The 15,720-nt window shown below is 72.0% G+C and carries 18 protein-coding genes; 10 read left to right on the plus strand and 8 right to left on the minus strand.

Going from position 1 to position 15,720, the window contains the following annotated elements; all coding sequences use genetic code 11:
- The first annotated feature begins 280 nt into the window (after positions 1-280).
- The 5 genes from IE265_RS24310 to IE265_RS24330 all read left to right on the plus strand — a co-directional run bounded on the left by IE265_RS24310 (position 281) and on the right by IE265_RS24330 (position 4,326).
- A complete protein-coding gene (locus IE265_RS24310) occupies positions 281-1,138 on the plus strand; it encodes a helix-turn-helix transcriptional regulator (protein WP_190037795.1) in 858 nt (285 codons plus the stop codon).
- A gap of 182 nt (positions 1,139-1,320) precedes the next feature.
- A complete protein-coding gene (locus tag IE265_RS24315; RefSeq protein ID WP_190037796.1) occupies positions 1,321-1,791 on the plus strand; it encodes a carboxymuconolactone decarboxylase family protein in 471 nt (156 codons plus the stop codon).
- Positions 1,792-2,148: 357 nt separating this feature from the next.
- A complete protein-coding gene (locus tag IE265_RS24320; protein ID WP_190037910.1) occupies positions 2,149-2,637 on the plus strand; it encodes a cupin domain-containing protein in 489 nt (162 codons plus the stop codon).
- Positions 2,638-2,714: 77 nt separating this feature from the next.
- Positions 2,715-3,443: a class I SAM-dependent methyltransferase gene (locus IE265_RS24325; RefSeq protein WP_229916454.1), complete on the plus strand. Its 729-nt coding sequence runs from the start codon at positions 2,715-2,717 to the stop codon at positions 3,441-3,443.
- A gap of 484 nt (positions 3,444-3,927) precedes the next feature.
- A complete protein-coding gene (locus IE265_RS24330; protein ID WP_190037798.1) occupies positions 3,928-4,326 on the plus strand; it encodes a VOC family protein in 399 nt (132 codons plus the stop codon).
- 138 nt (positions 4,327-4,464) lie between these two features.
- On the opposite strand, the gene IE265_RS24335 is transcribed toward IE265_RS24330, so the two are convergent.
- Positions 4,465-5,145, minus strand: coding sequence for a YoaK family protein (locus IE265_RS24335; protein ID WP_190037799.1), 681 nt, complete (start codon positions 5,143-5,145; stop codon positions 4,465-4,467).
- A 261-nt stretch (positions 5,146-5,406) separates the two neighbouring features.
- Complete coding sequence (locus IE265_RS24340; RefSeq protein ID WP_190037800.1) at positions 5,407-5,772, minus strand: YybH family protein; 366 nt, start codon at positions 5,770-5,772, stop codon at positions 5,407-5,409.
- 97 nt (positions 5,773-5,869) lie between these two features.
- Between IE265_RS24340 and IE265_RS24345 the strand changes: the two genes are divergently transcribed.
- From IE265_RS24345 to IE265_RS24355, 3 genes are all read left to right on the plus strand, one after another.
- The gene (locus IE265_RS24345) at positions 5,870-6,760 is read left to right on the plus strand and encodes a LysR family transcriptional regulator (protein ID WP_190037801.1); all 891 of its coding nucleotides are present in this window, start codon (positions 5,870-5,872) and stop codon (positions 6,758-6,760) included.
- Between the two features lie 330 nt (positions 6,761-7,090).
- Complete coding sequence (locus IE265_RS24350) at positions 7,091-7,447, plus strand: PRC-barrel domain-containing protein (RefSeq protein WP_190037911.1); 357 nt, start codon at positions 7,091-7,093, stop codon at positions 7,445-7,447.
- A gap of 34 nt (positions 7,448-7,481) precedes the next feature.
- Positions 7,482-7,655, plus strand: coding sequence for a hypothetical protein (locus tag IE265_RS24355; protein ID WP_190037802.1), 174 nt, complete (start codon positions 7,482-7,484; stop codon positions 7,653-7,655).
- An 85-nt stretch (positions 7,656-7,740) separates the two neighbouring features.
- On the opposite strand, the gene IE265_RS24360 is transcribed toward IE265_RS24355, so the two are convergent.
- From IE265_RS24360 to IE265_RS24370, 3 genes are read right to left on the minus strand one after another with little or no spacing between them, the layout of a single operon-like run.
- Complete coding sequence (locus tag IE265_RS24360; RefSeq protein WP_190037803.1) at positions 7,741-9,243, minus strand: pyridoxal phosphate-dependent decarboxylase family protein; 1,503 nt, start codon at positions 9,241-9,243, stop codon at positions 7,741-7,743.
- Complete coding sequence (locus IE265_RS24365; protein ID WP_190037804.1) at positions 9,240-10,607, minus strand: MFS transporter; 1,368 nt, start codon at positions 10,605-10,607, stop codon at positions 9,240-9,242. The genes IE265_RS24360 and IE265_RS24365 overlap by 4 nt, the downstream gene beginning before the upstream one ends.
- The gene (locus IE265_RS24370; RefSeq protein ID WP_190037805.1) at positions 10,604-11,263 is read right to left on the minus strand and encodes a TetR/AcrR family transcriptional regulator; all 660 of its coding nucleotides are present in this window, start codon (positions 11,261-11,263) and stop codon (positions 10,604-10,606) included. Before IE265_RS24370 ends, IE265_RS24365 begins: the two co-directional genes overlap by 4 nt.
- Positions 11,264-11,498: 235 nt before the next feature.
- Between IE265_RS24370 and IE265_RS24375 the strand changes: the two genes are divergently transcribed.
- Positions 11,499-12,029 (plus strand): hypothetical protein, encoded by a 531-nt coding sequence (locus IE265_RS24375; RefSeq protein WP_229916456.1) that lies wholly within the window; start codon positions 11,499-11,501, stop codon positions 12,027-12,029.
- 3 nt (positions 12,030-12,032) lie between these two features.
- Here IE265_RS24375 and IE265_RS24380 read toward each other — a convergent pair whose 3' ends face one another.
- A complete protein-coding gene (locus IE265_RS24380) occupies positions 12,033-12,911 on the minus strand; it encodes an enoyl-CoA hydratase-related protein (RefSeq protein ID WP_190037806.1) in 879 nt (292 codons plus the stop codon).
- Positions 12,912-13,261: 350 nt separating this feature from the next.
- Here IE265_RS24380 and IE265_RS24385 point away from each other — a divergent pair, with 350 nt between their 5' ends.
- Complete coding sequence (locus IE265_RS24385) at positions 13,262-13,909, plus strand: DUF6461 domain-containing protein (RefSeq protein WP_190037807.1); 648 nt, start codon at positions 13,262-13,264, stop codon at positions 13,907-13,909.
- A gap of 63 nt (positions 13,910-13,972) precedes the next feature.
- On the opposite strand, the gene IE265_RS24390 is transcribed toward IE265_RS24385, so the two are convergent.
- Both IE265_RS24390 and IE265_RS24395 read right to left on the minus strand, forming a co-directional pair.
- The gene (locus IE265_RS24390) at positions 13,973-14,425 is read right to left on the minus strand and encodes a hypothetical protein (protein ID WP_190037808.1); all 453 of its coding nucleotides are present in this window, start codon (positions 14,423-14,425) and stop codon (positions 13,973-13,975) included.
- A gap of 368 nt (positions 14,426-14,793) precedes the next feature.
- Positions 14,794-15,639 carry a hypothetical protein gene (locus IE265_RS24395; RefSeq protein WP_190037809.1) on the minus strand — a complete coding sequence of 282 codons (846 nt, stop codon included), beginning with the start codon at positions 15,637-15,639 and terminating at the stop codon, positions 14,794-14,796.
- Positions 15,640-15,720: the final 81 nt, after the last annotated feature.

Raw genomic sequence — 15,720 nt, forward strand, 5'->3', positions numbered from 1 at the left:
CGGGCGGGCGGCCGGGGGCAGCGGGACCGCCCCGGCCGCCCGCCCGTCGCACAGCCCCACGACCGGACAGCCCGTCCTCCCACCCTCCTTCCGGCGGGAACAACCGCACGCCACGGCGTTGTTGAACTCCCGCAAGCCGCCACGACCGCGGGGCGGACGTGCGCCGAGACGCCGTACGAGGCCGTCGTCCACGGGCGCCCGGGGCCGGCGCGCGCGAAGCCCACCTCCCCTCCCCGCCGCGCGGCGGGGACCGTGCCGACCCCGGAACCAGGAGCCCGCGATGACGGACCGAGCAGAACTGGCGGCCTTCCTCCGCACACGCCGTGAGTCCCTCCAACCCGAGGACGTCGGACTCCCCCGCGGACGCCGTCGGCGCACGGGAGGCCTGCGCCGCGAGGAGGTGGCGGTCCTGTGCGACATGTCGGTGGACTACTACAGCCGCCTGGAACAGCCGCGGGGCCCGCACCCCTCGGCTCAGATGCTCGCCGCCATCGCACGCGGACTGCGCCTCTCTCTGGAGGAGCGGGACCATGTGTTCCAGCTCGCCGGGCACGCGCAGCCGCACAGGCGGCCGCGCCGCGACCACATCAGTCCGGGGATGCTGCGCATTCTCGACCGACTGGAGGACACACCCGCCCAGGTGGTCAACCATCTGGGCGAGACGCTGAAGCAGACACGGCTCGCGGTGGCGCTGCTGGGTGACGAGACGGCCTTCACGGGGCTCGCCCGCAGCCTGCACCACCGCTGGTTCACGGACCCGGCCGCCCGCTCGCTCCGGCCGGCCGACGACCACGACGAGCAGAGCCGCCTCCTCGTGGCGGACCTGCACGGCGTCCACGCACGCCACGCCGACGACCCTCGCGTGACCGAACTCGTGGAGGCACTGCACCGCGCATCGCCGGAGTTCACGGCGCTGTGGCGCGAGCATCCGGTCCTCGGGCCGTACTGCGCGTCGAAGCGCTACCTGAACCCTCAGGTCGGCACGGTGGAACTGCACTGCCAGACCCTCGTCGACCCCGACCAGTCACAACGGCTGCTCGTCCACACGGCCACACCCGGCACCACGAGCCACAGCCGTCTCCAGCTCCTGTCCGTCGTCGGCGACTCCTTGCGTCCGACACCGGCGGAGCCGAACTGAGCCTGCCACAGGGCCGGTTGCGCACGGCCACGAGCGTGCGCAGACGGGGCTGTCCGACGCGGGCGCGGGCGCGGGCGGGACCACATCGCCGAGAGACGTACGTCACTGTCGAGACCTGTCACGGATGGGCGCATGGCCTGGTCAATGAGGTGTAACGGTCCTACTGGCGAGGAGAACCCATCATGGATGCGCGTATCAACTACTTCGGCAACGCCCTTGCGGGCAAGGTCATGAAGCACCTCAACTCGGCCGGGATGGCGGTGCACTCGTCCCTGCCGATCCTCACGCAGGAGCTGGTGAAGATCCGCGCCAGCCAGATCAACGGCTGCGGATTCTGCACGGACATGCACATCAAGGACGCGGTCGCCGCGGGCGAGGACCAGCAGCGCCTGAACCTGGTGGCCGTGTGGCGCGAGGCGAAGGTGTTCACCGACGCCGAGCGTGCCGCTCTTGAGCTGACCGAGCAGGGCACCCGGATCGCGGACGCGTCGGGTGGCGTGTCCGACGAGGTCTGGGCGAACGCCGCCAAGCACTACGGCGAGGACGAGCTGGTCGCGCTGATCTCCCTGATCGCGATCATCAATGCGTACAACCGGATCAACGTCATCAACCAGCAGCCCGCCGGTGACTACGTTCCCGGCATGTTCGGCTGAGTCACGCCACACCCCACGGAACGCCACGCCTCCCGGCCGACGGAGCCTTCGGCCGGGAGGCGTAGGCCTCCGTCGGCGCCACCGCACTCACCGCGGCGTGGTCATACCCGGGGAGGGTTCACCGACCTCGTCGCAGGCCGCGGGGTGCCGACCATGGTCTCCCTCCCGGCCGACGTCCGGGAGGGAGACTGTCACAATGGAAGCCGCTGTCCGGTCAAACCTGGCACAACGGGCCCAGCACCACGCCGCAGGCACCCGTCTGCGGCCGCCGGAGCCCACCGTTGATCGACCTGCCCACGAACCGTTCCGAACCAGGGAACCGGCAACGTCGATCACCAGGAGGAGGGAATGGCGAGCATGTCGTATCCGGAGCAGAAGTACTGGGGAGAGAACGGCGAGGTCAGCGCCTCGTTCCGACCCGCCTCGACCCCGGCCGACAGGGGCCAGGGCGACAGCGGTCAGGACGCCATCCACTATCTGGCGACGACCGCTGCAACACGGGGCGAGTTCGGGCTGTACCGCGTCGAGATGAAGCCGAAGGCGGGCGGCCCGAAGACGCACTTCCACAAGACCATCTCGGAGTCCTTCTACATCCTCGACGGCACAGTGCGACTGTTCGACGGCGAGCGGTGGGTCGACGCCCGCAAGGGCGACTTCCTGCATGTGCCGCAGGGCGGACTGCACGCCTTCCGCAACGACTCCGACGCCCCCGCCGACATGCTGCTCCTCTTCACACCCGGCGCGCCTCGCGAGGAGTACTTCGAGCAGGTGTCGGAGCTGGCCGACGCGAGCGAGGAAGAACGTACGGCCTTCTTCGACAAGCACGACTCGTACTTCGTCGACTGAGCGCCTGCCGTCGGCCATCGTCCGAGAATGTCCCGCGCATGAGAAATCCGACCGTTTCCGGACCAGGTCCAGTTCCCGTGAACGAGGAACGGGACGACTACGCTGTCAGCGCCGAGTTCTACGACGTCCTGCAGGCCCGCCGGGACGAGTTGCGCGTCCACCGTCTGTACGCCCACGCGGTGGGCGACGCACGACTGGGAGTGCTGGACGTCGGTTCCGGCACCGGACGGGTGGCGTTGATGAGCCTCGCCGAGTCCCGGGTGGCCGTGCACGCCGTGGAGCCCGCGCGCGCGATGCGCGCACCCTTGATGAGCCGACTCGCTTCCCTGCCGACGGAGTTGAGGGACCGGGTCACCGTGCACGCGCTGCCCCTGAACGAGGCGGCACTGCACCGGGTCGCGGACGTGGCTGTCTGCCACAACACGGTCGCGGCCCTGCCGCCCGCCGAACGGCACGCGTTGTGGCCGGCCGTCGCCGACGCTCTCGTTCCCGGGGGTTCGCTGCTCCTCGAACTCCCGCCGTCCCGGCTGCCCGTTCACGACATCGTCCGCGCCCTCCCGATCCAGCGGTTCGGTGAGCACGAATACGGCGGGCGGATGTCGATGTCGACGGAAGGCGACCGGATCCGCACGCGGTTCGACTACTGGGTACGCGGATCGGCAGGCCTGCTGCGGGAGCACACGGAGACGTTCTGGATGTGGCCGGCCTCGCGGGACCAACTCGTGGACGACCTCGGCCGGCATGGCTTCACCGCCGTCCCCGGCGAACGGAACCCGGACGTCCTGACCGTGAGTCTCCCGTCCTGAGCACGGCTCGGTCCGTCACCGCGGTCCGAAGGGGCGGTCGCGCGCACGGAGGCGGCCGCGGCCGCCGAGCAGCGGATGCGACGGCCGTGGCCAGGACCTATCGTGACAGTGACGTGGCGTCCGGGCGGCACGTGGGGAACGAGTGCCCGCGCGGCGCCCGAGTCCTTGCTCATCGTTCCGTGCGTCTCGGCGGCACGGACGGGAGGCCGGAGATGGGCTGCGCGCGTCATGGGTCCGGCTCAGCGCTTCTCGGGTCCGGCGACTGCCTCTCGCCGGTTCCCACCCGTCCGGCCGACCGCCGCCGCTCCGGCCGGGAGCCGGCGTCACCCGCTCGACCCGCGGGTGGTCCGTGCGCCGGGGCTCGGCGGCGGTTCCACCACCGGTCGCGGCGCCGGGAACGGTGGCCGACCGCCTCGCGGCCTCCAAGGTCGACCAGCGGAGAGTTCAGCAGTGCGGCCCGCTCCCGACGAGGCAAGGACACACCATGAAGATCTCCTCATTGATCATCCGAGTGGCGGAACTCGAGCGGTCCATCGAGTTCTACTCCCGTGTCCTGGGCGTGGAAGTGGCCCTGCGCGACACCAACTTGGTCCTTCTCACGTCCGCCGACGGCTCGCAGATCTACCTGCACGGGCAGAACTCGACGAGGACTACCGGTCGCCTCGGCCTGCATGCCGCCACGTGGACGGCAGAATCCGAGGCGGATCTGCTCGCCGTGGAGTCCCGTCTGAAGGAACTGGAAGCGCACCGGCGGACCATGAAGCACGACGACTACATGATCGTCGAGGGCCGGGACCCGGACGGCATGGCCGTCCTGATCTCGTATCCGGGCCCCAGTGACTCCGTCCGCCGCACGATCATCTCGGCCGTCGCCACGTGGTGAGCAGGTCCGCGCGCCGCTGCTCGGCCCGGGGGTCCACCCACCGGGGGCGCGAGGCCTGAACGGTCCGCCGCAGGCCGCCGAGCAGGTACTCGGTCGCCGCCCGGTACCGGGTACCTCGCCGCAGACCGCCACCGTGCCTCATGCCGCCTTGGCCGGTGGAGCCGCACGCGAGACGACCACGAGCGCCGCCGTCACGAGGAGGGCGGGTATCGCCGGCGCCGCGAGTCGGGCCCAGCGGATCGCGAGCCCTCCGAGCGCCGCGCCGACGGGAATGAGTACGACGATCAGCGCAACGTGCTTCTGGAACTGCTTGTTCGCCACCAGCTCCGACACCACGCCCGTGATGGCCCCCGTCATGTAGGCCGTGGTCTGCGCGCCCCCGGTGACGATCCGTACCCCGCCGCTCTGGCAGCCCATGGCCAGAGAACCGCCCGCGAGCAGCGTCGCCTGCTGGGCGGACCCGGGCTCGCCGCCCACGGCCAGCCAGAACACCCATACCGCCCACAGCACGACGGCCTCGGCGACGAGCGCGCCCCGCATCCCCGGAGGCCGTTGCCGCGAGCCCAGCGCGGCCTTGCTGCCGAGGGCCACGCCCACCAGGTACGCGACGATGGCCAGCGCCGCGAGGTGTGCCACGGCCGGGTACCCGCCGGCGAGCGCCAGACCGAGCAACGCCGAGTTCGCCGTCATGACACTGGTGAACACTCCGCCGAGGGCCAGATACCCCACGGCGTTGACACACCCGGCCGCCGTGGTGAGCAGCATCTGCGCCGTCCGTCGGAGCCCCGGCGCGGAGTGGTCGCCCCTCCCAGCGGACATGGCTCCTCCGTTCACGGCCCGGCAAAGACCGCGCCCACGTGCCGCCGTACGCCGCGGGCTGCGGCCGGACGGCGACGGGTGCGAGGCACGCGGACGCCCCGGAGACGGCTGCGGCGGACTGGACCTCGACGCCACGCCTTCCACGGTAGGGCCCGCCGCCCGAGGCCGCCTCACCAGCGCGGAGGCGGGCCCGTGGCCACCGTGGAAGGGCTCGGGCGCCCGCTCGGCCTCCCTGCGCCGGCGCGGGGCGCTCGGTGGTCCTCAGCGGGCGGGTGGGACGAACTCCGGCTGGTCGAGCAGGCGCAGCCAGGTCCCGTCGGACTGGCGCCTGACGACCTGGGCGCGGGCGCCGGCCCCGTCCCTCGGAGGTGTCGACGTGAGGGCGATGCCGTCGCCGACCAGTGTGGGCAGCGGTTGTTCCGGTTCGAAGCGCGGGCGGTGGGCCAGCACCTTCTCCCACAGTGCCCGGATCGCCTCCCTCCCCACCGTCAACTCCCCGGGCGGGTAGGCCATCACCGCCTCCTCCTCGTACAGGGCGGCGACCCCGGCCGCGTCACCGGCGTTGGACCGCTCGACGAACAAGCGGGTGATGTCCTCGGGCCGCAGGGCCTTCTCGTACTCCGGCACGGTTCCTCCTGACGTCGGGTTTCCTCACAGCCCAGCCTGGTCGGACGATGATCAGAAGTCCAACAGATGGATCAGCTGGCAACTAGAATCACCAGTCATGGAGCTGAGGCAGTTGGAGTACTTCGTCGCGGTCGCCGAGGAGCGCAACTTCACCCGCGCCGCGGAGCGCGTGCACATCAGCCAGTCCGGTGTCAGCGCCCAGATCCGTCAGCTGGAACGCGAACTCGGCGCCGAGCTGTTCGACCGGTCGACACGCGCCGTCACCCTCACCGTCGCGGGAGAGGCCGCGCTCGGACCGGCACGCGCGGCACTCGCGGCGGCCGAGGCCGTCGGCCAGGCGGTCGGGGAGGTGACCGGCCTCATCCGGGGGCGGCTGACGGTCGGCATGGTGACGGGCTGCACGGTCACCCCGCTGTTCGACGCGCTCGCCGCGTTCCACCGGGAGCGTCCCGGCGTCGAGATCGCACTCGCGGAGGACAACTCCGAGCGGCTCGTCGAGGCAGTGCGCGCCGGAGGCCTCGACCTGGCCCTCGTGGGTACCGCGGATGCCGTGCCCGACGGTCTGGACAGGCTGACCATCGTCAGCGAACGGCTCGTCGCCGCGGTTCCTGCCGGACACCCTCTGGCGGGGCGGCGCCGGATCACCCTCGACGACGTGGTGGCCCACCCCGTCGTGTGCATGCCGGTGGGGACCGGTCTGCGCACGGTGTTCGACCGTGCCTGCGCGGCCCGGGGCGTCCGGGCGTCGATCCCCCTGGAGGCCGGTGCGGCGGACGCGGTCGCCGGCCTCGCCGTGCGCGGGCTCGGCGTCGCCGTCCTCAGCGAGTCGATGGCCGCGGGTCACGCCGAGCGGCTCACGGCCCGCACCATCGTGGACGTCGAGGCACCGGCGCTGCTCGCGCTCGTCTGGAGGAGCGCGCACAACCCGGCCCTGCGCGAGGTGCTGGTGCACTGCAGGGAGGCGTTCGACCTGCCGGACCCGGCGTGAGGCCTCCTCGTACGGGATCGGAGGCAGGACCGGGATCGGGACCGCCCGGCGATCAGGCGCCGGGCGTGGCTCCGGAAACGGCCGTCGGGGACCGTGGGCGGCTCCGGAACCGACGGACGGGCGCCGTGCGCGGCTCCGGGACCGGTCGTGGGCTGCGCCCCCGATCGACGGTGGTCAGTAGGCCCTTCGTGGTCCGGGGCGGCGCGGAGGGATGCCTGCCGTGAGCCGAAGCCCGGTTCGCCGTCGCCCTCTGGCTATCGTCGGGACGACAGGAGTGACCGCCGGGCATCGGGCCCAGAATCAGGGGTACTCCTCCTGTGGAGGTTCATGATGTTCGAAGCAGGCGACATCCGCGAATGGCGTGGCCACGACGTGGTGGATCGCGACGGCCACAAGATCGGGACCCTGGAGTCGATCTATGTCGACACGGGAACCGACGACCCCTACTTCGCCACGGTGACCGTCGGCATGCCCACCCGCCGCCGACTGGTGTTCGTACCCCTCACCGGTGCCACGGTCGGCCCCGGGTACGTGAAGGTGACCCATGACCGGAACCTCGTGAAGAAGGCTCCTTCCATCGACACGGACGGGGTACTGCCCGCCGTGGACGAGCCCGAGGTCTTCGCCCACTACGAATTGGACTACGAGCCGGGCCTCAAGGGCGAACGCCGCCTCGGCCGCCGCTGATCCGCCGAAGCCGCCCAAGCCGCCGGGAGATCCGATGCGCCTGTTCCTGTTCCTGCTCCTCGTGGCCCTCGTCCTGGGCATCATCGGATTCGCCGCCGAGAGCCTCTTCTATCTGCTCGTCATCGGCGCGGTCGTGCTGGTGATCGCCCTCGTCCACGGCGCCCTGCGCTTCCGCCGGGGCGGAAGGAGGCAGCGCGTCGCGCGCTGACTCCCCTCCCCCGCCTCCCACTTGGACGCGGTGACGGTTCCGCCCGCGCACCGGGCCGAACCGCCACCGCGTTGTCGTGCCTGCCTCAGCCGCTCAGGTGAGGGCTGTAGAGCGCGGACAGGAAGCGGGTCACGACGACCTCGCGGGTCTCCGGGGGCAGGGCGTCCAGGAGACGGTTGACCGGTGCCATGCGCGCCGCGTCCTCTCCCGACAGGTCGACGCCCGCGGCGGGCAGCAGCGCCGCGAAGGAGGCGTTGTCGAGTTCCGTCAGGTCCACCTGACCGAGCAGGTCCACGATGTCCGCGGGAGGGGTCGGGGGCCCGAGCGGGCGGACCGCCTCGACGCATTCGCGCAGGGTGGCGAGCAGTTCGCCGACCCCCTGCTCGCTGACGCCCGTCAGGGTCAGGTGCAGGTTGGCGGGGAGGCCGTCGAGGCTGAGTTGCGGCTGGAGGAAGAAGCCGCGGGCGCGGGTCTCGTCGGCGAGGGCGAACAGGTCGAGCGGGCTCTCGTCGTCCGGGTCCGCGCCGATCGCGACGAGGGTGGCCTCGGGGGTGCCGAGGACGGTGAGGCCGTCGATGGCCTCCACTCCGGCGATCAGGCTGCGGGTGGCGGACAGGGCGGCGCGGCCGAGTTCGCGGTAGCCGTCGGCGCCCAGCGCCTGGAACGTCGCCCACGCCCCGGCGAGGGGTCCGGCCCCCTTGCTGCTCTGGATGGTCGAGTTGACGACCGTGTAGCCGGGCCAGGCCGCGCAGGCGTAGTAGGCGTTGAGGCGCATGGCCTCGTCCCGGAACAGCAGGACCGAGGCGCCCTTGGGCGCGTAGCCGAACTTGTGCAGGTCACAGGAGAGCGAGGTGACTCCGGGGACCGAGAGGTCGAAGGCGGGGATCTCGGCCCCGGCGTCGGCGAGCCAGGGCAGGAGCCAGCCGCCGACGCAGGCGTCGACGTGGCAGGGGATGCCCCGGGCGGCGGCGTCGGCCGCGATCTCGGCGACGGGGTCGATCACGCCGTGGGCGTAGGAGGGCGCCGAGGCGACGACGAGGACGGTGTTCTCGTTGCAGAGAGCGGCTGTGGCGGCGGGGTCGGCCCGGTAGGTCGCCGGGTCGACGGGGGCGCTGCGCACCATGACCCGCAGATAGCTGCCCGCCTTGTGGAAGGCGGCGTGGGCGGTGACGGGGACGACGATCTCGGGGGCGGTGACGTCCGGGCGGGCGTCCCGGGCGGCCTTCACCGCGAGGATGATCGACTCGGTTCCCCCGCTGGTGAAGATGCCCGGGGTGGCGTCGCCGCCGCCGAGACGGGCCGCGGTGGCTCCGACGACCTGGCGCTCCAGTTCGACGATGCTGGGGAAGACGGTCGGGTCGAGCCCGTTGACCTCCATCATGGCCACGTACGCCTGTTCGGCGGCGTCGCGTATCTCGGGACGGCCGCTGTCATAGACGTAGGCGGCGGTGCGCCCTCCCCGGGTGGGCAGGTCGGCGGCGGTGAGGACGGCGAGTTCGGCGAGGAGGTCCGCGCCGGTGCGGCCGGTTTCGGGGAGCCCGGGGTGGCCGGTGAGCGGGGAGGCGGGGGCCTGCTGAGGGGTCGTCATCGGTTGGGATCCGTTTCTTGCGGGGCGCGGCGGCGGCCGTAGGCGCGCAGGGCCGGCAGGGAGAGCAGCATGAGCAGGGCGGGGACCAGGCTGAAGCCCAGCAGGATGCCGGTCCGCGCGGTGGCGGTCTGGGCGACCGGGTGGTCGAGGGTCGAGGAGGCGAAGCCGGTGGCGGCCAGCGCGATGGCGTAGGCACCGGGACCGGCGGCGAGTCCCGCGGTCTCACCCGCCGTCCAGAGTCCTGTGAACGCCCCGGACTGGACCTGTCCGGTCCTGGCCGCGTCGGCGTGCACGGTGTCGGGCAGCAGGGCCAGCGGCAGGACCTGGAGTGCGGCGTAGCAGACGCCGAGTAGGCCGCAGAGCGCCAGTGTGGCGGCGACCGCCACGGTTTCGCCGTCTGCTCCCGCCGCGGGGAGCAGGGCTGTCGCTCCGAGTGCGTATCCGCAGGTCGCGACCTTGAGGCAGCGCAGCCGCCCCCAGCGTCCGGCGGCCTTGGCCCACAGCGGTACCGCGACGGCGCTCGGTGCGACGAGGCAGACGAACAGCACCGAGGTCAGGCCGTAGCTGCCGAGTCGGTAGGTGGCGACGTAGGGCGCGGCGGCCAGCATGATCGCCACGGCGGCCGCCTGCAGGACGAACGAGGCGAGCAGGGCGAAGAACGCGCGGTTGCCGCGTGCGGTGCGGAAGGCCGCGACCAGGCCGAGGGGTTCGGGTCCGGGGCGTGAGCGGACCCAGCGGGTGCCGAGGGCGGGCACGAGCATGACGGCCGCGATGACGAGGCCGGCGGTCAGACCCATCACCCCGTAACCGGTCCGGCCGCCCCCGGCGGCGTCGACCACGAGGGGCGCCGCGCCGCCGGCTGCCAGGATGCCCAGGGTCAGGAAGACGATCCGCCACACGGTGATCCGGGTGCGGACGGACGGATCGGCCGACATCTCGGTGGGCAGGGCCACGTACGGCACCTGGAACAGCGCGAAGGCGCTCGCGGCCAGGACGAAGGTGACGGACACCCAGACCGCCGCGCCGGTCCCGGTCATCGGTGAGAGGAACATGGCGGCGAACGCGGCGGGCAGCGCGAGCCCTCCGGCGACCAGCAGGCGGGTCCGCCGGCCGGTGCGGACGGCCTCACGGTCGCTGGCGGCGCCGACCATCGGGTTGAAGAAGGCGTCCCATGCCTTGGGCAGTGCGACCACGAGTCCGGCCACGCCGGCGGGGACGCCGAGCGCGTCGGTCATGAAGTAGAGGAGCAGAAGGCCGGGGACGGTGGCGAACAGGCCCGTGCCGACCGAGCCGAGTCCGTAGACGAAGAGGCGTCGGCGGGTGAGTTCGTCGACAGCGGCGGAGGGTGGCGCCGCGGTCGTCACGCGTGCTCCGCGTCGCGTGGTCCGCGGGCACCGAGTCCGAGGTCGCGCAGGACGAGACCGCGCAGGTGGGCGCGGAAGCGGGGGACCTCGGTCCGGATGCCCGAGCGGCAGAAGCCGTGCGTGGTCCACAGGACCGTCCAGACGGTCATCTCGACGTCGTCGGGTGTCGCGGCCGCCGCCGGGAGCGCGGCCAGGGCCTCGTCCACGGTGTCGCGGACCGACTCGATCAGCGGACGCGCGTACGAGGCCTCCAGGTCCGCGAACTCGGCGGCGTCCGCCAGCCAGCGGCGCATCCACAGGGCGGGGATGTGCGGCTGGGCGAGGCAGAAGTCGAGGTACTCGTCGACCAGGCCGGTCACGGCGGCGACCGGGTCGGTGGGCGCGAGTTCCCTGAAGGCGGCCAACGCGGCCGTGAGCGCCTGCTGTTCGGCGAGGTGGGCGCGGCGCATGACCTCTCGGTAGAGGTCTGGTTTGCCGCCGACGTGATAGGCGACGGTGGCCATGTTCAGGCCTGCCTCGGCCGCGATCCGACGGGTGCTCGTGCCGTCGTATCCGTGGTCGGCGAAGAGTGCGGTGGCAGCGGCGACGATGCGTTCGCGACTGGCGTCGGCGGACGACGGGACGGGGTCCGGCGAGGCCGGCGGCGACTCGGGCATGGCGCGGACACTACGCGTTCGATCCGTGTCCATCAATCGATTGATGGACACGATTTCCGCGCTCCTCCCCCGAAGCCCGGGCGAGGGGCGCCGCCCTCCGCCCGCCGCGCGGCTCCCGCAGCGGGAAAAGGAGAGTTGAACATGTTCAGAAATGATGCCAGCATGGCGGGACCGTGATCGGCCGGCGCTGGATCACAGCCACCTTGACGCCGCGTCTCCCGGAAGGGTCAGGGCCGTGCCGATCAACTCACCCGGAACCAAAAGGGGTTGGCTCGCGACACCCGCAGCCTGCGTCCTCCTCGCCGCACTCGCGGGATGCACGCCCCACATGTACGACGAGGTGCCCGCCGTCCAGGACGCGAAGCGGAGCGAGGTGTCGGGGACGTGGATCGGCGCGGAGCGCACGAACGTCGTCCTGCGGCCCGACGGGAAGGCCGACATCCGCCTCCTGGACGGGCAGGAGTGGGACTTCGACGAGAGATGGCGCCTGTCGGGCACGGGAACCTGGCAGCTCACCGACGAGCCGGCGGGCTGGAACGACGGCCGGCACGTCCGGCTGACACTCACCTCACGCACCTCGGTCGCACATCGCGTCCCGGACCCGGACGAGCCGGTCGCCCCTATGACCGAAGAGCCCGAGACACCGACGACCTACACGTGGACGTTCGAGTTGCGGCGCGACCGGACGAAGGCGCTCGGGCTCTACTTCTTCTTCGGCGACCCGGACTCGCGCAGCACCTACGCACTGGAGCGCGAGGCGCCATAGGCGTCAGTCGCGCCAGGGCAGGTACCCCGGCAGGTCCTTCGGCACCCGTCCCGGGAACCGCGGCTCGCGGCGCTCGAAGAACGACCGCACGCCTTCCACCGCGTCCGCGCCGCGCACGGTGTCGTACACGAGACGCGAATCCAGGCGGTGCATCTGCTCCGGCGAGTCCGCCCACGCCATCCGGTGGACCATCTGCCGGATCACCGCGACCGACACCGGCGCCGTGCGCGAGGCCAGTTCGGCGGCGAGCGCGTACGCCGCGTCCAGTACGGCGTCCGGTTCGTGCAGGCTCGCCACCAACCCGGTCCGCAGCGCCTCGTCGGCCGCGAAGATCCGGCCCGACACCAGCCAGTCCATGGCCGTGCCGAGGCCCACCAGGCGCGGCAGGAACCAGGCGGAGGCGCCCTCGGGCACGATGCCCCGACGGCTGAAGGGGAAGCCGAACCGGCTGTCGGTCGCCGCGAGCCGGTAGTCGGCGGGCAGCAGCATCGTGGAGCCCACACCGACCGCCGCGCCCCGCACCGCCGCGATGACCGGCTTGTTCATCCCGTACAGGACGCGCGTGACGACACCCGCGGGTTCCTGGTAGGTGCCCGCCTCGACCCGCGCCGCCGTCTCCTCGTCGGCCGGCGCTGAGAAGCCCCGGCCCTTTCCCGCGCCGGCCGAGAGGTCGGCGCCGACGCAGAAGTCCTTGCCCGCCCCCGTCAGGACGACGACACGTATCCCCTCGTCCTCGTCGGCGGCGCGCAGGGCGGCGGCGATCTCGTCGGCCATGGTCACGGTGTAGCCGTTTCGGGCCTCGGGCCGGTTCAGCGTCACCGTGGCGGTGCTCCCGGCGACGGCGTAGGCGATCTGCTCGTACGTGGTGGGCTGTTCGGGCATGGCGTACGGCTCCCGGTTGTGGTCGCACCACGCCGTCGACGCGCGGTGCGGTGATGGCTGATTCGTCGCGTCCGAATCCGCGCGGCACTTGGCGTCTGCGTGCTCAGCGACCGCGGGGACCGGATCCGTGCGAGAGGTCGGGCCGTTCGGGGTGGTGCACGGCGACGATCGCGTACGGCACCGAAGCCGATTGAACGACCGATAAGCTACCGGACGCGGTGAGCCCCGCACCAGCGTCAGGCGGCCGTCGAGCAGGCCGCGTTCGGCCACCCCCACGGCGGGTACGGCGCTCCGCTCGTACCCTGACGCCACCGCCTTCACTGTCAGTGGCCACTGGCAGGATGTGCCGTATGACAACAGCCACCGCGACCGACTACGGCTGGATACGTTCGCCGTCCTCGCCGTTCCGCTACGCACTGGAATGCGGCTACTCCCTGACGCTCGTCCGGGACACGACCCCTGACGAGTTGTTCCGGGTCGCGGAAGCCGAGCAGACGGGCTCCTGCCGGGGCCTGGCCGAACTCGTCGAGCGGTCCCAGGAGTTCCTGTACGAGTGCGCCGACTGGCCCGAGTCGTTCATCGCGGGAGCGTTCGTGGTGCGGGGCCGGGAGGCGGACTGGACCCTCGCGCTGGAGTTCGGCGGCGATCTCGGGACACGGCCCGAACTTCTCGAGGCACTCTCGGCCGGCACGCGTGCCGTCTCGCACTCGAGCAACGGCGGAAAGCCCATGCACTTCTTCAACTGGTACGAGGACGGCAGTCTGCGCACCACCTTCGAGTCCGCAGCGTTCAGGACGGGCAGCACGCCCGACGAACTGAACGCCCTGCTGCGCGAGGTCGGCCTCAATCCCGACGGCGACCCCGATCCCCTGCTTGACCGCAAGGCGGCTGTCTTCGCGCTGACCGAGCGCCTCACGGGCGTACGGGTCACCGAAGCCCTGCTGACCGGGGCCGAGTTCCGGACGGCCGAGGTTCCGGAGGCACCGGTCCCGGAATGACGGCTCGACCGGGCTCCCCGCCGCCGGCACCCGCGCTCGGATCACGCCGTACTGCCCCGCGGGTCAGCGGAGCGCACTGTGCGCCGCGTCGAGGAAGGCGACCTTCGGGGCCCGGAGCCTGTCCCAGACCGTGTCGTCGACGGGCTCCTGCCACATGACGTCGTTCAACGCCTCCACGTAGGTCCGGGCACGTTCGTGGAGCTGCGGACCGAACAGCATGTGGACCATGCGCTCGTGTATCCACAGGTCGTCCATGACGTCCTTCGCGACGGCCTTCCACGCCGCGGTCGCGGCACGGTCCTCAGCCGTCCGCTCGGCCCGCTGGGCCGTTTCGACGAACGTGCGGAGCAGCGTCAACTGCTCCGCACGGCGGGCTTCGGCCAGCTCCCCCGCCTGCCTTCTGTCCTCGCTGCGAAGAACCTGGCGCTGGGTGGTGAGCTGGGCCAGGTAGGACAGACCTCCGCCCAGCCCGACTCCGATCAGCGACGCCACCGACGCCCACATCTGTACCTGCATGCCACGGTCGTACCCGGCTGGGGCACCGGCACTCGAAGGGTTGGCGAGGCACCTCCGGCGGGCGCGCACTCCGCAGGTCCCGTGCGGGCGTGCGACGTGGCGGGGCAAAGCGCGAAGGGTTGGCGCGGGCTCGGCCGGACATACGAGAATGCCCGCCCCGTCGAGCGGGGCGGGCATTCCTTCGTTGAGCGCCGGGCAGGCCTTGCACCTGCATCTCCCCGCAGGAAGCGGGGCGTCTTTCCTTGGACCACCAACGCGTGGCCGCCCTGCATCACTGCGAGCGGCTCAAGATCCAGCATACCGTATGCCCGGCCGGGTGCCAGTCATCTGCGATCCGGCAGGTCCGAACGGGTGAAGGTGACGCCCCCTCACCGGTCCGGCAGGACTGCCCGACCAGGGTCGGGACCGTCCGCCGCTCCCCCGCCTCCTCGTCCAGCGGCGCGCGCGGCTTCCTCCCAGGCGAGAGGGCTGCTCCGGTGGTTCCGGTGGCCGGCTGCGACCACGGAACGCAGTGCGGCGAGATGCCGGGTGTCCGGCGCAAGGTCCAGTCGAGCGAGAAGGGCCGACGCCCTTGCCGGCTCCAGGCTCCCGTACACGTCGTGATAGCCCGCCAGCAGCCCTTCGAACAGGGGTTCATGCAGTGCGGGAAGCCGCGCGGCGGCCTCGTACGCCTTTTGCTTCACGGGCCAGGGCACCGGGCCCGAGCAGGAGAGGACCCGGGACGCGCGGCGCAGGGGGCCGTCGGATCCGTCCGCCGCGACGCGGTCGATGTCGTTCCCCAGCACCTCGGCGAACGCCGTGGCGGCGGTGTCGGGGTCCTCGAACCAGTCGGCCCAGAGCGAGTAGGTGAGCGCCTCGGCGTCCCGGTCCGCCTCCAGCCGCCGGCGGTAGCCGCCCCACAGGACGTCGGCGGGCAGCGGCCCCCGAGGCCCGCGGTCCGCGAACCGTATCTCGCACGCCACCCAGTAGTCGTCGAGCAGGTCCAGCAGCCCGAAGGCCAGCCGCAACTGCGCGACCCGATCCGGCTCGGCGCCGGCGTCGGTGCGGCTGTCGCTGTCGGCGTCCGCGAAGACCTGACCGGCCCAGGAGTGCGCGACCTCGTTGGCGGTGAGCGGACGGCCCTCCTCGGTGTCGAACCAACCGTCACCGGTCCCGGACTCGACGACACCACACTCGGCAAGCCAGCGGCGTGCCTCCTCCTGTTCCCGCGTCACGGCGGAATGGTGGCACACCGCCGCTTGCGCCGGAACGCCGTGCGGGAACCGCCGGTGGCGGACCCGGGGTTCCCGTCGGCG

Origin of the sequence: Streptomyces fructofermentans (assembly GCF_014651055.1) — a bacterium.
Lineage (GTDB): Bacteria > Actinomycetota > Actinomycetes > Streptomycetales > Streptomycetaceae > Streptomyces > Streptomyces fructofermentans.

Excerpts from the sequence above, each read along its gene's own strand:
- IE265_RS24345 (WP_190037801.1), top strand. The coding sequence starts at position 5,870 with ATGGAGCTGAGGCAGTTGGAGTACTTCGTCGCGGTCGCCGAGGAGCGC.
- IE265_RS24385 (WP_190037807.1), top strand. The coding sequence starts at position 13,262 with ATGACAACAGCCACCGCGACCGACTACGGCTGGATACGTTCGCCGTCC.
- IE265_RS24370 (WP_190037805.1), bottom strand. The coding sequence starts at position 11,263 with ATGCCCGAGTCGCCGCCGGCCTCGCCGGACCCCGTCCCGTCGTCCGCC.
- IE265_RS24330 (WP_190037798.1), top strand. The coding sequence starts at position 3,928 with ATGAAGATCTCCTCATTGATCATCCGAGTGGCGGAACTCGAGCGGTCC.
- IE265_RS24360 (WP_190037803.1), bottom strand. The coding sequence starts at position 9,243 with ATGACGACCCCTCAGCAGGCCCCCGCCTCCCCGCTCACCGGCCACCCC.
- IE265_RS24320 (WP_190037910.1), top strand. The coding sequence starts at position 2,149 with ATGTCGTATCCGGAGCAGAAGTACTGGGGAGAGAACGGCGAGGTCAGC.
- IE265_RS24310 (WP_190037795.1), top strand. The coding sequence starts at position 281 with ATGACGGACCGAGCAGAACTGGCGGCCTTCCTCCGCACACGCCGTGAG.
- IE265_RS24315 (WP_190037796.1), top strand. The coding sequence starts at position 1,321 with ATGGATGCGCGTATCAACTACTTCGGCAACGCCCTTGCGGGCAAGGTC.
- IE265_RS24390 (WP_190037808.1), bottom strand. The coding sequence starts at position 14,425 with ATGCAGGTACAGATGTGGGCGTCGGTGGCGTCGCTGATCGGAGTCGGG.
- IE265_RS24350 (WP_190037911.1), top strand. The coding sequence starts at position 7,091 with ATGTTCGAAGCAGGCGACATCCGCGAATGGCGTGGCCACGACGTGGTG.
- IE265_RS24335 (WP_190037799.1), bottom strand. The coding sequence starts at position 5,145 with ATGTCCGCTGGGAGGGGCGACCACTCCGCGCCGGGGCTCCGACGGACG.
- IE265_RS24355 (WP_190037802.1), top strand. The coding sequence starts at position 7,482 with ATGCGCCTGTTCCTGTTCCTGCTCCTCGTGGCCCTCGTCCTGGGCATC.
- IE265_RS24380 (WP_190037806.1), bottom strand. The coding sequence starts at position 12,911 with ATGCCCGAACAGCCCACCACGTACGAGCAGATCGCCTACGCCGTCGCC.